Raw genomic sequence first — 14,418 nt, 5'->3', positions numbered from 1 at the left:
TCAATTTTTACCTTTTTTAACATTTTTTCTGCCACAACTATATATATTTTAGCCATCAAAGACTAGAATGGAGCTTAATAATGTCTCTTAAAAAATGGAAATTAGTTCTCGCCTCTGTTTCTGTAGCACTTTTCACAGCTTGCGCAGGTTCTTCTAACTCTAGCAGCAGCGATACAGGCTACACGGGAAGCAACGAATCTACCTCTGAATCCTCTTCTTACACAGGTTACAACGAAAACCAGGCTGAATCCGCCAAGCCGGCTACTCCGGCAAAGAAGGAACCGCCTAAGGAAGTCATCAACGAAAAGACTCTGAAGAAGACTCAGGACGAAGCGGCCGCCGCTAACGAAGACAACCACAAGCTCCGCAAGGAAATCTTCGACGCAAGGACCAAGCTTGGTCTCCCGGTTCAGCAACCTTCTACAGATGAAGAGTAGTATAAGGCATTACTCACTGTCTGACAACCTGAAACGCGTTATTTCAGGCGAACGTGAAACGGTTTTCCGATTACTGGAGAGCCGTTTTTGCGTTGAAATACGCACCCGTCTTCCGGGTCTAGACCTAGTTCCCCAGGAAGGAGCCGACTTGTCAGGCCTGCTGGCTGTTCTCGACCAGCTTAAAATCGCCGCACGCAACGGCGAAATTTTAGATGCCACCCAACTCGACCGCATGCTCGGCCCTAAGGAAGCATCGGAAACGAGCTACACCGAGCTCATCCCCGATAGCCCCGTCTTTAGGAACAGGTTCGGTATCAGCGTCTCTGCAAAGACGCCCGCTCAGGCGGAACTGGTCAAGGCAGTCGAAAAAAACGACATCATTTTTGCAAAGGGCCCCGCAGGCACAGGCAAGACTTTCCTTGCCGTAACACTTGCCGTTGCAAGCCTTGAACGCGGCGAAGCCGAACGCATCTGCCTCGTGCGCCCCGCCGTCGAAGCCGGCGAATCGCTCGGTTACCTGCCCGGCGACCTCAAAGAAAAGATTGCACCCTACCTTCGACCCATTCACGACAGCCTCTCCGAGCTTTTGCCAGCTGAGAAGCTCAAGCGTTACGAAGAAACGGGCGCCATCGAAGTGGCACCCCTCGCCTATATGCGCGGTCGCACACTCAAACGCGCCTTCATCATTTTGGACGAAGCCCAAAACACGACTATCGCCCAGATGAAAATGTTCCTCACCCGACTCGGTCCCCATAGCAAGGCCATTATCACAGGCGACACAAGCCAAATTGACCTCGCCAAAGGGCAAACGTCCGGTCTCGAACATGCGATGAAAATTCTCCAGGGGATTCGGGGGATCGCTGAAGTCGAATTTAGCGCTACCGACGTTCTTCGTCATCATCTAGTCAAAGACATTTTGCTAGCTTACGAACAGAACGAGCAAAAAAAATAGAAGAGTATTAAATGAACAAGAAAGAGAAAAAGATTCATTTATTTATTGGCTGGGTTATCTTAATCCTCATTGCCATTCTCTTATTCCCGGACAAGAATATTGCCCTCCGCGCCGAGCGCCCGCACTTAGGCCAGCTCAGTACAAGGACGATTGTCGCCCCGTTCAAGTTCGAAGTTCCGAAGACCGAACAGGAAATCCAGAACGAAAAAGCTCGAGCCGCCGACAAGATTAACGCCATTTTTGAATTCAACGCCGACGAAACCACGCGCCAGCTGCGTGAACTGGAACAGTACCTCAAAAAGCTCGAACAGTACGGCAAGATGCAGGCCGTCATCAGCAGCAGCAAGGATGACGGAAGCGCCTCCATGCAAGAAAAAATCAAGGAAGCGTCGAGCATCTACGACCAGTTGAAGCAGAGGCTTTCCATTACCGCCATCAAGCCGCTCAGCACGAATTCCATCGCCCGTGATTCCTTGATGTCCGTGTTCTACCAGATGATGCAGAAAGGTGTTTCGAACACGCTCCTCGCCAAGACGGAAACTGAAGTCAGCCTGTTCTGCAACAGCTACAACATCAAGCAGATCAAGAACCTCATCTACAACAAGCCGAACATTTCGCTCATCAAGGACAACGAAGAAAGCACACTTGAAATCAGCGAAATCCAGCCCATGCAGCGCCGCATCGAAGAAGCCTTTGGCCAACTGCAAAATTCTTTCTCCGCCGAACAAGGTTTACAGAGCGCCTTCTACGAAGCGCTTTACGTCTTCACAAGCCCAAACGTTTTCTATCTCGAAAAAGAAACCGAAGCCCGCAAGCTCGACGCAAGCAACAAGGTTACGCTTATCAAGGGCATGGTCCCGCGTGGCATGGAAATCGTGACGCAAGGCGCTCCGATCACCAAGGAAATTCTTGAAAAAATTGACGCACTTCAGCAAGCCCAGCAGAACGAAGAGAACTCAAAGATGCTCACGGCCCCGTACGGTAACGTGCTCGTCTTTGTCATCATCATCACGCTCCTCATCATGTTCTGGCTCTATACGCCGACACGCACCATGTTCAAGACACCCCGCCAGTTGTGGAGTCTCGTGTTCCTCACCGTGCTCCAGCTCCTCGCGTTCTGGATCATCCATAACCTTTCAGGAACACTTAGCCGCCCCGAAAGCATCCTCCCCGATGCCATCGACTTCATGTGGCTCTACCCGATTACGTTTACACCCGTGATTGCAGTCGTGCTTTATGACGCTCGAATGGGCCTTGCTTTTGCAACATTCTCCGCAGGTTTCTACGGCATTTTGAACGGCTACGACCTTGCAGCAACTCTCACAAGCCTGCTTGTGAATATCGCTGTAATTACCCCGCTCTTCCGTATGCGCTACCGTGTGCAGTTTGCCTGGAGCATGATTGCAGGTGTCGTTGCAGCGGCAGCTTCAATCAGCATCATGTTGCTCCTCCGCAACCGTTTCCACTTCGCGACATTCTACCAGACTCTCATCGCCGCAAGTGCAAACATCATCATCTTTACCGCAGTCGCCTCCGTGCTCTTGATCCACGTCGTCGAGAAAGTCTTCAGCATTACGACCGTGCTTACGCTCATGGAAATGTCGGACTTCAACCGCCCGGCCCTCAAGCGCATTTCTGAACTTGCACCGGGCACGTTCCACCACAGCATCCAGGTTTCAAACCTCGCCGAAAGCGTGGCCGAAAGCATTGGCGCAAATTCGCTCCTCGTCCGCGTGATGGCTCTTTACCACGACCTCGGCAAGACGATGCGTCCCGAATACTTCACCGAAAACCAGAAGCAAGGCGTAAACCCGCATAACAACCTCGATCCGTACCAGTCCGTCAAGATTTTGACCGGTCACGTTTCGCAGGGCATGCTGCTTGCCAAGGAATACAAGATTCCTGAACTCGTTGCTACAGGCATCCAGGAACACCACGGCACAACGCTTATCCAGTTCTTCCACCACAAGGCTACAGAACTTGCCAAGGAAACTGGCAAAGAAGTCAAGGAAGAAGATTTCCGCTACAAGGGTCCGCGCCCGCAGAGCATGGAAACAGCAATCCTCATGCTCGCCGACGTCATCGAAGCGACAAGCCGCTCCATGGCAGACACTTCCTCTGAAGCTCTCGAATCCATGATCCACAAGACGATTCTTGACAAGTTCATGGACGGTCAGTTCAACGAAAGCAATTTGTCTGTAAAGGAACTTTCCAAGCTCGAAGAAGCGTTCCTCCACAGTCTCGATGGAACATACCATACCCGCGTCAAATACCCAGGTCAGAGATAGTTTTTTCAAAAAAAACGCAACAATCCCTTGACACAAGGATTAATTCTTTTTATATTTGGTTCGTTCGGTTGAAAGACTGAATCAAACCACTGGGGTGGTAGCTCAATTTTGGTTAGAGCACCGGCCTGTCACGCCGGAGGTTGCGAGTTCAAGCCTCGTCTATCCCGCGAAAAAGCGCTTCTCTTTGAGAAGCGCTTTTCGTTTGTTTTGCGATAGCGAAACAAACAAAACCTGTTCCTCTCGAAAGGGAGGTCTTTTCGTTTTATGAAGCCACCTCTCAACATCATCTAGAGCGCCCCTTCTTACAGTCATCCAGAGTGGCTACGCCCCAGCGTCATCCTGACGCCGTAGGCGGAAGGATTCAGTAACATTCTCCTCACTCACATAAAAATTTCACTTTTTTTTCGCAAAAAAAACATTTCCGGTTGACAAGACTTTTAATATTTGTATATTTGGCTCGTAACTCGAGGTTGTAGAAAATGTTGAACAAAAAGAATCTTATTCTTATCGGTATTGGCATTTTACTACTCATTATTGGCTTTATTTGCTTGGGCACAGGTCCTACAGATAATCCGGTAAGCCTTTCTGTTGCACCAATTATCTTGACGATAGCTTACGTTGTGATTATTCCTCTCGGAATTCTCTTCAACGGTAAAGATAAAGACAAGTAATTATTTGGACGATTAGCTCAGCTGGTTCAGAGCGTCTGCCTTACAAGCAGAATGTCAGCGGTTCGAATCCGTTATCGTCCACTACCGAAGAATCGGATACGATTTTGGGGTGGTAGCTCAATTTTGGTTAGAGCACCGGCCTGTCACGCCGGAGGTTGCGAGTTCAAGCCTCGTCTATCCCGCGATAAAGTCCTCTCGAAAGAGAGGACTTTTCGTTTGTTGAGCACACGCCTTCGCCGTCATCCTAGCGAACGCCTTCGCCGTCATCCTGAGTGGCGAAGCCACGAAGGATCCAGTTACATTTCAATTATATCTGGAATCCGATAGCGGCGTTGATATCGATGACAAGGCCCTTATCCATCTTAAAGAAGGCTCCCTTGCGATCCGCATCAAATTTACTAGTCCATGTATAACCGAATCCGGCATCGAGGAACACGGCGAAACGTCCAAAGAAACCTTCCCCGCCGTTCAGGACCTTCTTAACGCCGCCATTGAGCATAAAGCCCCAAAGCCAGCCGTTAAAGTCCCCATGCAGTCCCGTATCGATACTTAAATGATCCACAATCATTCCCGCCTGGAAATAGCGCCAGCGCTTGCCGCCAACGCCATACAGACGAAAACTTTCCTGCAAACCGATATCGTAAATCGTGTAGCCATCATTGTCATCTTCAGTACGGTCCACACGCACATAATGCGGAGTCGAGATCAAAGAGATCTTCTCCATCAGCTTCCATTCCAGCGTCAGGTAAAACTGCGGATATTCCGTAATGCCGTTCGGAACGTTAATGCCGCCCCAAAAGTGCGAATACGGCACCATAAAGTTCAACGGATGAATATACACCGTAATCGTAGAATCTCGCAACGTTCCTTCTTCGGACAAGACCTGAGCATCCGTAGACTCGCCTTTTTCGGCCGGTTCAGCCATGGAAAATACAGATAAAGCAATCAGGAGAAGAAGGAATTTTTTCATGCTCCAAATTTAGCTTTTTCCTCCATCATTTTTTTAGCCATCGTGTAACTTGAACGCTATTCCAGCCTATCGAATTGTGCTTAAATCCTCGAGCATATGAGGCCCCGCAATGAGCGCCACGGAATGAAATCTGTAGAGCCACGGCAAAGTCCGGGAATCGGTAAGACGAGCTGAGCTCCACAAATTTCCAGCGAAAACTCGCCCCAGCATACAAGTAGTCGAAATCGTATTCCGCAAAGGCAGAAACTGCTTCATCCGAGATCCAATGAACGCCTACAGCAGGTAAAATGCCCTCGTCTGTAAAGCCACCGAGCATCCCCGCCAGATAGACTTGTCGCCAATTAAAGGTCCCCGCCCACTTGAATCGGTGTCGTGCCCAAAGCGCATCGCCAGGAATCCACTCTAGACCAAGCCCATAGCTCATCCCAAGCGCAAAATGCGGCCACGTTTTTGCATAAGATATTTCTGAATACAAATTGCGATACAGCGAATCCATCGTCTCGTAATCGACAAAAGCACTCACGCGATATGCATCGCTCCCAAATTCAAGAGACAAATTCCAAGATGACTCTACAACATCGTCTAGCCAATAATAAGAGACTCCATACGATGGGATTGCATACCGTGCAGGAGTCGAATTGTAGCCGCCAAGACCAACAGGAGAAAGCCCTCCCGCGAGCAAAGACGCAAACGAAGCACGCCCCTCCGCAGCCAAGGCTCGCCCCGGCGCCATCAACAAGCAACAAAGTAAAATAAAGCCCATACAAAGCCAAGCGTACATGTACGCACAAGCAAACCTACGGGCGAACAAGAATACCGACCACATCCTCATACTCCCCCACAGACAACGAAACATAAGCGGCGCCAATTCCAAGATATTCCTGCACCGGGACCTTCACCCACTCATTAGACAATGCAGAGACCACGGATTTCCACACACGACGCCCCGCAGAATCCAAAAGCGAAAGCGTAACATTGTATTCTGATTCCACAAGCACTCGAAGCGGAGAACCTTTTTTTGAAACTACACGAGAAGATAGTTTGTACACAACAGGCGCTTTTGCCGCATCCCCAACCAATGACACGTTCCGCGCATTTTTAGACAAATACCCGGGCGTAAACTCACGCCGCATCGAGAGCGGATTAAATCCAGACGGGCACGATACCGTTCCCTTTTTCCAATAAACGCTATCAATCACGCTATCCCGATAGCAAAGCCGGAGCATACCTTCTGTGTTATTCAAAAAGCCAAGCGACACCTGAATCATTCGAATATCGGGAATGTTGAGTGCAGTCCGCAGAGACGATGTATCCTTGCTCACAAGCACCGCTTGGTACGGCCGAATCGAATCGCCCGACATTCCCAAAGCGCCTCCGCGATCACAAAAGCGGAAAGATTCTAGCGGGAGCGGATATTCACTCGAATTGTAGAGTTCCACCCATTCCGGCATAGGCTCTTCAGGACAATGATGCACTTCCGTCACCCGCAACAGGGAGGTTCCTGCAGTCAACAAATTCTTCAAAAGTGAATCAGCACTCTCCTGCACCGACACCGCCTTAGACGCGTCAACGAACTCCCATTTGTCCGTCAGCCCTACACGTTGAATAACCTTCCCCGGCTTAGGACGTGGAACAGTCACAGAATCATTGCATGTTCCCGCCCAGACCTTCCACACAGACTCTCGTGAATTCGGGAGCGAGATTTTCCCAAGCGAACCACATGCGACACTCGCCCGCGGCAGTTCTTGCGACAGATCTTGCGACGCACCCTGTAAAGCCTCAGCCGTACACTTTGCCGTGTCATGCACAAGCACAAAGCGTTCCGCCTCCGGCCATGCAAAAGCCATCACCGCCTTGGATTCAAATTGCACATAAAGCGATTCTGCTCGAAAATCGTCCATGCGAATTTCGACGTACTCGCCCTCCTGGTCCGAAACATCTTTCGGGTCCGAATAGAATTCAGTAAACACCGGGCATGATAATGCCCACGAAAAAAGCGCCAAGCTCACCGCCGGCACAACACCATAATTATTCATTGCACCCTCCCCTGGGCGCACCCACCATGCGTAATAACGCTAGCGAGGATTAGTCGACTTCATAGTCGTTAGGGAGAATATAAGGAAGAGGGTTCACTGGGACGCCGTTTTTCCAGACCTCATAGTGGAGGTGCGGGCCAACGGAACGACCAGTATTACCCATATAGCCAAGAATTTGGTAACGATGTACGAACTCGCCCGGAGTCACGGCCGACATCTGCATGTGCCCATAACGGGTCTTGAGGCCATTGCCGTGATTCAGGACTACAAAATTCCCAAAAGAGGAACTCAACTGGGAAATTTCAACAACGCCATCCGCCGGCGCATAAATCGGAGTCCAACGGTCGTTAGAGATATCGATGCCCTGATGCATCTTGCCGACTTCACCCGTCACAGGATGGATACGCGGACCAAAAGCAGAAGCATAACGACCATTTGTCGGAGAAATCGACGGAATGTAGCGTAAAACAGAACGGCTCTGATCGATATACTTAGTCAGAGAATTAAAAGATTCTTCGTTGTTCTGGATTTGTCCAAAAATGCGCCAAACATCTTCGTGCATCTTGGCGGTACGTTCGAACACCGGGGAGGTCTTGCGCAAAAGCTGTACATTCGGCTCGATATGGCCACCCGTAGAGAGCTTGCGAGAAGCTTCGTCCGGTAACGGGAGTCCGAGCTTAGCGTGGAGCATTTTTTCAGCCTTAAAGAAATCCTTAGACGTGCTGGAAATATAATCCACAGTGCTCTGGATTTGCGAAAGCTCCTTGTTCAGCTTCTGACGGCTAGAGAATGCATGCCTCAACACGCCATCATAGACGGACGTAGAGAGCACCTGAACAAGGAAAAGAATAAAACCAATAACAACGGCGACTCGCACAAAAAGCGAACCGCGGAGAATAAAAGAAGGCACCTTCACGGTTAGAGCCCGTGATGACTTCTGAAAGTGTATGGATGCCTTAACAAAATTCATCAGTGGATAATGTAAATAAATGGCACGAAAAATTCAAAGGTTTTATCCCTATTTTTTTATTACAAACCATATATAGAAATTTGCATGGTTTTTGTAACAAGCCACACGCCATTTAACACGCTTGAAAGCACATCATCCTAAATTGGGTTGTCAAAATCGATAAATTTCGACGGAATGCTGAGTTCTGCCTGAATTTTAGTCGCAAGCGCACTCACCCCAAAGATTTCGGTTCTGTGGTGCCCGCACGATACAAGGTTCACCCCGTTTTCCTGACAGAATATGGGAACTTCTTCCTTGATGCTACCCGTAACGTAAGCATCGCAGTTCATTTCCATAGCTTCCTTGATGTCAGACACACTGCAACTACCACTGCAAATGGCAACGCGCTTGATTTCTTCGGGACCATAGAAGAACTTGTTCTGCACGCCATGGACAAAAGCCGTATCCAGGCAATCCACAAATTCTTCCCTTGTTGCAGGCGTATTCCATTCGGCAATCACGCCAATAGCACGCATACCGACATGCACAAACTCATGAATCGGGTTCAAGCCAAGCAGCTTTGCAATGACGGCGTTATTGCCAATTTCACGATGGCCATCGAGCGGCAAATGGAAACCGAACACGGAAATTCCGTTGTTCATAAGCTTACGGAGGCGTTCTGCGAACTTGCCAACCGGGAGCTGGGACTCGCCCTTCCAAAAACCATTCGGATGATGAACGATGATGCAGTCCGCTTTTTCGGCGATGGCGGCATCAATCAACTGGTCGCGCAAGCTCACGCCAGTCACGATTTTGGTCACCTTGTCGTTCGCTTCAACGCAAAGGCCATTCACACAAAAGTCATTAAAGGATTTTGGGTCGAGCAGGTCATCAAGCCATGCAGTCATAAAAGGCAGATCCATACATTCTCCTTGTTGAACAAAACATCCCAGCACCACGCCAGAATTAGCTCTCCACCATCCAACTCTCTATAATTAGCTATAGAAAATATAGATACATAATTTTTATTTACAACACAAAAGTGCGTTTTTGGTCATAAAAAAGCCATCCGGAGCATTTTCTCGTTGCCACAATCTATGCATTTAACTAAATTTACGCATAGAAAGAAAATAAAAATTATAGGAGCCCCAATGGCACATTATCTTTTTACCTCTGAATCCGTTTCTAAAGGCCACCCGGATAAGGTTGCCGACCAGATTTCCGACTCCATTCTTGACGCCTGCCTCGCCCAGGACCCGAAAAGCCGCGTCGCTTGCGAAACGCTCGTGAACACCGGTCTCGTCGTTATCTCTGGTGAAATTACAACCAAGGCTGTTGTTGATTTCCAGGAAATTGCACGCAACACCATCAAGAACATCGGCTACGTGAACCCGGACCTCCAGTTCGATTATAAGGGCTGCGCAGTGCTCGTTGCTATGGACAAGCAGTCTCCGGATATCGCCCAGGGCGTTGATGCCAAGGCTGCCGAAGGCAAGGAAGACGACAAGCAGGGTGCTGGCGACCAGGGCATGATGTTTGGTTACGCCGTCAAGGAAACCAAGGAACTCATGCCGCTCCCGATCAGCCTCGCCCACAAGCTCATGGAAGAAATCCAGAACCTCCGTGAAAAGGGCAAGATCAAGTGGCTCCGTCCGGATGCCAAGTCCCAGGTCACCGTCGAATACGACGAAAATGACAAGCCGGTCCGCGTTGATACCGTCGTCATCTCCACCCAGCACGACGAAAAGGTGAACGGCAAGGAACTCAAGCATTCCGTGATTGAAAAGGAAATCATCGAAAAGCTCATCAAGAAGGTCATTCCGGCCAAGCTCTTGGACAAGAAGACCCGTTACCTCGTGAACCCGACTGGCAAGTTCGTTGTTGGTGGCCCGCACGGCGACTGCGGCCTTACTGGTCGTAAGATCATCGTCGACACCTACGGCGGCATGGGCCGTCATGGTGGTGGCGCATTCAGCGGCAAGGACCCGTCCAAGGTCGACCGCAGCGCTGCATACGCAGCACGCTATGTCGCTAAGAACATTGTCGCAGCAGGCCTCGCCTACCGTTGCGAAGTGCAGCTCGCCTACGCTATCGGCTACTCCAAGCCGGTTTCCGTGCTCGTGAACACGTTTGGCACTGGCAAGATCGACGACCGCAAGATCGAAGCTATTGTCGCACAGAACTTCGACCTCTCTCCGGCCGGCATCGAAAAGATGCTCGACCTCCGCAAGCCGGGTTACGTCGCTACCGCCGCCCTCGGTCACTTTGGCCGTACCGGCGCCCGCTTCACGTGGGAAAAGACCGACAAGGCCGAAGCTTTGAAGAAGGCTGCTGAAGCGGTATAATCAAGCCTCTCCAAACTTGCGACATAAAGCATTTAGCAAAAATGACGGATGAAAATCCGTCATTTTTTAGTTTATTTCAAACACAAAAAAGACTGCCGTTAAGCAGTCTTCTTTTGTATTCAAAGATCCTTCGACTCCGCCCTTCGACGCGCTTCGCTTGCTCAGGGACCTTAATAAGGTTGGTGAGCTTAAGCCTGTGCTGAGCCTTGTCGAAGCAAACCACGCTCAGGATGACACGGCTACGACACCAGCATCATGGAGAACACCATGACGAACAGCGCGACCGTTTCGCCCACGCCGAGCACCATGAGGTAGTTCACGAGGCCCTTGCCTGTTTCGCCGAGGGCGTTGCAAGCGTCAGCAGCGGACTTACCCACGTACCAGGCGCTAGCCATCATGCCGATGCCACCGAAGATGCCTACGCCAAGGTAAGCAGCCCAGTTGCCAGGATTTGCCTGCGACTTGTTCAAAATGAACATCATCAGGAGCATGCCGTAAATCGTCTGCGCAATCGGCGCACCCACGAAGATGAGCAGCGTAAAGAGCGCGTTCTTACCCTTGAGATACGCCTTTTTCCAGGCACCGATGGCCGCCATGCCGGCAGTCCCGCAGCCCAGCGCAGAGCCCACCGCGGCAAGGCCAAGAGCCGCCACCGCACCGAGCTTTGCGAGCGTTAAAAGTTGTGATTGATCCATAAGTGCAACCTCTTTCGATTAAAGCACCATCATGGAGAACACGAGCACGAACAAAGCGACGGTTTCGACGATACCGAGAACCATCAAGTAGTTCACCATGCCCTTGCCGGTTTCACCGAGAGCATCGCAAGCCACTGCAGCAGACTTGCCCTGGTACCAAGCAGAAGCCATCATGCCGAGGCCACCGAAGATACCAGCACCGAGGCAGCCGCCCCAGTTCGTAAAGCCCTGTTCAGCAGCCTTGCTCAAGATGAAGTTCATGAGCAACATGCCGTAAATCGTCTGGGAAATCGGAGCACCGACGAACACGAGAAGCGTGAAGAGAGCAGACTTACCCTGAGCGTAAGCCTTCTTCCACATCGTGATAGCAGACATACCGGCCGTTCCGCAACCAAGGGCAGAGCCCATAGCCGCAATGCCAAGCGCAGCTGCAGCACCCATTTTAGCGAGAGTCACCATTGTATTCGGTTCCATTATATTATCCTCATTAAGTAGCGGGATTTAACCCTTGGTTTAATTTTTTTGCTTGGCGAAGGGGCTGAATGCAAATCCGCTCCATTCAAGACCAAGTCCATTTGAAAATTCGAGTGTGTTAAGACGTACGGCATGCACTGCAACGCCCATCACGGCAAGTGCAATGTTCAGGCCATGAACGCCCAAAAGAACTAGAGCAGCACCGGCAACACCCACGGCAGAGCCAAACAGCGGCGAGAGCATTCCATTGAACGCTTCGGCGATGGCGGCACCAGACATACCCACTGCAAAGAGACGGATATAGCTGATAACGTCGGTGAAGCTGTTCACGATGTCGAGCACGAGCATCGGGATGCTGATGAAGTCCTGTTTGAGGCGGCTAGGCGGCACCGTAAAGAGCACGAGAAGCACGACTTCCACGATAAACATCGGGATGACGAACTTCGGCATGTCGATTCCAAGCACCATGTTGCATGCAAGGAAGAACATGACCCAAGCGCCCATGAGCCAGCCCACCTGCGCCATGAACGTCGAAGACTTGCGCTTGAGGCGCACAACGACATTCCACGCATGAGCAATGCTCAAATGCACAACAGCAATGCAGAAGCAAAACAGCTGGATATGCTGCATCTGGGATGCTCCAGCAGCCTTCGGCACAAAGCTAGCGGGCAAGAACGTAAACGTCTCGCAGAACTGCTTGTACGCTTCGAAGCGCGTCGGATCCGTCGGAGCAGAGCTGCGAATCCAGTAGAGCACGTTGCGCACGCCTTCCGGGATAAAGTTGTAGTTAGCGATATCGAGGTAGTAGCTCCACCCTGCAAGTTCCGGCGTAAGGCCGAGGAAGTTTGCATTGATGGCGCCCCAGATGATAGTCGCCCAGCTCATCAAATACACAAAGTGGAATCCGGCACTACTTGCCTTCGGCATTTTCGAGCGAGCAAACATCGCAAGACCGAGGAACAACAGGCCATAAGCCATATCGCCCACAATCATCGCAAAGAAAAGGCTAAAGAAGCAGAGGAACACAGAGCTCACGTCAACTTCGTTGTAGCCCGGCGAGATGCCAATAATGTCATAGAGGCACTGCATCGGGCGTGAAAGCTTGTTGTAGCCGAGAAGCGTCGGGATGTTATCTTCGTCCGTTGGATCTTCAACGCGGATGCCCCAGCCGTTTGCCTTCGCAGCCGCACTGATTTCAGCAACGCGCGGTTCCGGGCAGAATCCCTGGAGAGCTGCCAAACCCTTGTTCTGGAGCATGCTTGCAGAAGCTTCCACGAGATTGTAACGGTCCGTCACTTCCAAAAGGCGGTCTTCAAGATCGTCCTTCACGGAGGCAAGCTGTGCAAAGCGTTCGTCCACAGCAGAAATCGTCGTGTTCGATTCCTCTTCGATCATTCGATATTCTTCGAGCGACTTGAGAGGCATGGCGAGTTCCGTAAACGCACCCTTCACAGATGCAGGAGCATCGCCCTTCGTGAACACGGCAATGTACGTGCCATTTTCATCCTTGCCAAAGACATGCTTGTAAGCGTTATCGCCATCGACTTCAAAAGGTTCCTTGGAAAGGTCGACGAGATAAAGACGGACAAAGATGCCCTTTGCGGCGAGTTCCTTGACCGTTCGCGGATCGAGATTTCCAAAAGCGTGGAGCTTTTCAAGTTCTTCCTTGGCTTGCTCCAACTGGATTTCGGCATTTTTCTTATCCGAAATGAGCGTCTGGATTTCTTCGACGAGCGTTACACCGCTTGCACCTTTCGCTGCAGGCGTAACCCCCTTGCGGAGCTTATCCGGAACGACTTCCATAGCCTTCTGCACGCGGGCCACAGCACCCTTTGCACCGTTCACAGATGCACCAACGGCATTCTGGAGCGGAGTCAAATGGATAATTTCCATTTCGCGCAGAGCCTTAAGGGTTTCTTCCTTATGGCTTGCAAGCGTAAGAATGGTCACCTTCTTCATAGGAGTAATCATGCGGCAACCTCCTTACTCTGGGCGTCAAGTGCAAGCGCCTTAGCCGTAGCCTTGCCCTTTGCAAGCTTACTACGGGCCACACCGCTTGTCTGCTGGTCACCCAAGAAGATATTGATTTTGCGAATGTTATCCTTAGACTCGGGAATTTTCACCTTTTCGAACAGGTTCACACGCTGGCTCGTGGTACGCAGTTCCTTCGAAAGGAGTTCGTACTGCTTTTCGAGCACGCGGCGTTCCAGGCGCAAGGAAATCAAACCTTGCAAGCTGCGGATACCATCGTCGAGCCACACCGGAGTCGTAAAGAAGTCCGGAATGTTCACGTTGAATTCCACGCCGCTAAACGTCGGAATCTTCACGCCGGCAATGTTACCCTCGCCCTGTTCGACACTCTTCACCGAGAGATATTTTTTCCACTCAATGGGATCGGCAAAAAGCGAAATCCACGAAGCCATACTCTTGCGGAGCTTATCCTCTTCTTCGCGTTTCGCCATCACCTTCTCCTGGAGCGTACGCATTTCCATCTGCAACTGCTGCTTTTTCAGAAGCAACGTCGGCAGATAGCGCTGGAAGCGCTTCAGTGCGTCACGTTCCGCCTTGAGGGCGTTTTTAGTTAACTTGACCTTAGCCATA

The 14,418-nt window shown here is 50.7% G+C and carries 14 protein-coding genes and 3 tRNA genes; 8 read left to right on the top strand and 9 right to left on the bottom strand.

Translation table 11 applies throughout. From position 1 onward, the window contains the following. Positions 1–80: 80 nt before the first annotated feature. The 7 genes from CRN95_RS08940 to CRN95_RS08910 all read left to right on the top strand — a co-directional run bounded on the left by CRN95_RS08940 (position 81) and on the right by CRN95_RS08910 (position 4,530). Positions 81–437 carry a hypothetical protein gene (locus tag CRN95_RS08940; protein WP_088631256.1) on the top strand — a complete coding sequence of 119 codons (357 nt, stop codon included), beginning with the start codon at positions 81–83 and terminating at the stop codon, positions 435–437. A 148-nt stretch (positions 438–585) separates the two neighbouring features. Further along, entirely contained in the window at positions 586–1,389 is an 804-nt protein-coding gene (locus tag CRN95_RS08935; RefSeq protein ID WP_235002964.1) for a PhoH family protein, read from the top strand. A gap of 11 nt (positions 1,390–1,400) precedes the next feature. Continuing rightward, the gene (locus CRN95_RS08930; RefSeq protein WP_097020654.1) at positions 1,401–3,677 is read left to right on the top strand and encodes an HD family phosphohydrolase; all 2,277 of its coding nucleotides are present in this window, start codon (positions 1,401–1,403) and stop codon (positions 3,675–3,677) included. Between the two features lie 91 nt (positions 3,678–3,768). Continuing rightward, positions 3,769–3,844 (top strand) — tRNA-Asp (locus CRN95_RS08925). Between the two features lie 312 nt (positions 3,845–4,156). Continuing rightward, a complete protein-coding gene (locus CRN95_RS08920) occupies positions 4,157–4,348 on the top strand; it encodes a hypothetical protein (protein WP_097020653.1) in 192 nt (63 codons plus the stop codon). Positions 4,349–4,354: 6 nt separating this feature from the next. Beyond that, positions 4,355–4,429 (top strand) — tRNA-Val (locus CRN95_RS08915). 25 nt (positions 4,430–4,454) lie between these two features. Then, positions 4,455–4,530 (top strand) — tRNA-Asp (locus CRN95_RS08910). Between the two features lie 125 nt (positions 4,531–4,655). Here the strand turns inward: CRN95_RS08910 and CRN95_RS08905 are convergent. The 5 genes from CRN95_RS08905 to CRN95_RS08885 form a co-directional block, all read right to left on the bottom strand. Beyond that, the gene (locus CRN95_RS08905) at positions 4,656–5,318 is read right to left on the bottom strand and encodes a hypothetical protein (RefSeq protein ID WP_088631260.1); all 663 of its coding nucleotides are present in this window, start codon (positions 5,316–5,318) and stop codon (positions 4,656–4,658) included. Positions 5,319–5,343: 25 nt separating this feature from the next. Next, on the bottom strand, positions 5,344–6,144 hold the full coding sequence (locus CRN95_RS08900; RefSeq protein ID WP_088631286.1) for a hypothetical protein: 801 nt from the start codon (positions 6,142–6,144) through the stop codon (positions 5,344–5,346). Beyond that, positions 6,116–7,354: a lamin tail domain-containing protein gene (locus CRN95_RS08895; RefSeq protein ID WP_097020652.1), complete on the bottom strand. Its 1,239-nt coding sequence runs from the start codon at positions 7,352–7,354 to the stop codon at positions 6,116–6,118. The genes CRN95_RS08900 and CRN95_RS08895 overlap by 29 nt, the downstream gene beginning before the upstream one ends. Before the next feature lie 49 nt (positions 7,355–7,403). Next, on the bottom strand, positions 7,404–8,324 hold the full coding sequence (locus CRN95_RS08890; RefSeq protein WP_097020651.1) for a M23 family metallopeptidase: 921 nt from the start codon (positions 8,322–8,324) through the stop codon (positions 7,404–7,406). 137 nt (positions 8,325–8,461) lie between these two features. Beyond that, entirely contained in the window at positions 8,462–9,226 is a 765-nt protein-coding gene (locus CRN95_RS08885; RefSeq protein WP_097020650.1) for a Nif3-like dinuclear metal center hexameric protein, read from the bottom strand. Between the two features lie 228 nt (positions 9,227–9,454). On the opposite strand from CRN95_RS08885, the gene metK reads away from it, so the two are divergent. Further along, the gene (metK, locus tag CRN95_RS08880) at positions 9,455–10,648 is read left to right on the top strand and encodes a methionine adenosyltransferase (protein ID WP_088631264.1); all 1,194 of its coding nucleotides are present in this window, start codon (positions 9,455–9,457) and stop codon (positions 10,646–10,648) included. Positions 10,649–10,887: 239 nt separating this feature from the next. Here the strand turns inward: metK and CRN95_RS08875 are convergent, their stop codons facing one another. From CRN95_RS08875 to CRN95_RS08860, 4 genes are read right to left on the bottom strand one after another with little or no spacing between them, the layout of a single operon-like run. Further along, positions 10,888–11,343: a V-type ATP synthase subunit K gene (locus CRN95_RS08875; RefSeq protein ID WP_097020649.1), complete on the bottom strand. Its 456-nt coding sequence runs from the start codon at positions 11,341–11,343 to the stop codon at positions 10,888–10,890. Positions 11,344–11,361: 18 nt separating this feature from the next. Further along, a complete protein-coding gene (locus CRN95_RS08870; protein ID WP_015732433.1) occupies positions 11,362–11,817 on the bottom strand; it encodes an ATP synthase subunit K in 456 nt (151 codons plus the stop codon). A gap of 39 nt (positions 11,818–11,856) precedes the next feature. Then, entirely contained in the window at positions 11,857–13,788 is a 1,932-nt protein-coding gene (locus tag CRN95_RS08865; RefSeq protein WP_097020648.1) for a V-type ATP synthase subunit I, read from the bottom strand. Continuing rightward, positions 13,785–14,417 carry a V-type ATP synthase subunit D gene (locus tag CRN95_RS08860; protein WP_097020647.1) on the bottom strand — a complete coding sequence of 211 codons (633 nt, stop codon included), beginning with the start codon at positions 14,415–14,417 and terminating at the stop codon, positions 13,785–13,787. The genes CRN95_RS08865 and CRN95_RS08860 overlap by 4 nt, the downstream gene beginning before the upstream one ends. Position 14,418 lies beyond the last annotated feature (1 nt).

This window comes from Fibrobacter sp. UWB16, assembly GCF_900215325.1.
Classification (GTDB): domain Bacteria; phylum Fibrobacterota; class Fibrobacteria; order Fibrobacterales; family Fibrobacteraceae; genus Fibrobacter.
The sequence above is the reverse complement of the archived record's forward strand: the minus strand, read 5'-3'. Positions and strand labels throughout refer to the sequence as shown.

Coding starts and splice junctions, on each gene's coding strand:
- CRN95_RS08860 (WP_097020647.1), bottom strand. CDS start 14,417: ATGGCTAAGGTCAAGTTAACTAAAAACGCCCTCAAGGCGGAACGTGAC.
- CRN95_RS08895 (WP_097020652.1), bottom strand. CDS start 7,354: ATGAATAATTATGGTGTTGTGCCGGCGGTGAGCTTGGCGCTTTTTTCG.
- CRN95_RS08900 (WP_088631286.1), bottom strand. CDS start 6,144: ATGTGGTCGGTATTCTTGTTCGCCCGTAGGTTTGCTTGTGCGTACATG.
- CRN95_RS08875 (WP_097020649.1), bottom strand. CDS start 11,343: ATGGATCAATCACAACTTTTAACGCTCGCAAAGCTCGGTGCGGTGGCG.
- CRN95_RS08940 (WP_088631256.1), top strand. CDS start 81: ATGTCTCTTAAAAAATGGAAATTAGTTCTCGCCTCTGTTTCTGTAGCA.
- CRN95_RS08890 (WP_097020651.1), bottom strand. CDS start 8,324: ATGAATTTTGTTAAGGCATCCATACACTTTCAGAAGTCATCACGGGCT.
- CRN95_RS08930 (WP_097020654.1), top strand. CDS start 1,401: ATGAACAAGAAAGAGAAAAAGATTCATTTATTTATTGGCTGGGTTATC.
- metK (WP_088631264.1), top strand. CDS start 9,455: ATGGCACATTATCTTTTTACCTCTGAATCCGTTTCTAAAGGCCACCCG.
- CRN95_RS08865 (WP_097020648.1), bottom strand. CDS start 13,788: ATGATTACTCCTATGAAGAAGGTGACCATTCTTACGCTTGCAAGCCAT.
- CRN95_RS08885 (WP_097020650.1), bottom strand. CDS start 9,226: ATGGATCTGCCTTTTATGACTGCATGGCTTGATGACCTGCTCGACCCA.
- CRN95_RS08905 (WP_088631260.1), bottom strand. CDS start 5,318: ATGAAAAAATTCCTTCTTCTCCTGATTGCTTTATCTGTATTTTCCATG.
- CRN95_RS08920 (WP_097020653.1), top strand. CDS start 4,157: ATGTTGAACAAAAAGAATCTTATTCTTATCGGTATTGGCATTTTACTA.
- CRN95_RS08870 (WP_015732433.1), bottom strand. CDS start 11,817: ATGGAACCGAATACAATGGTGACTCTCGCTAAAATGGGTGCTGCAGCT.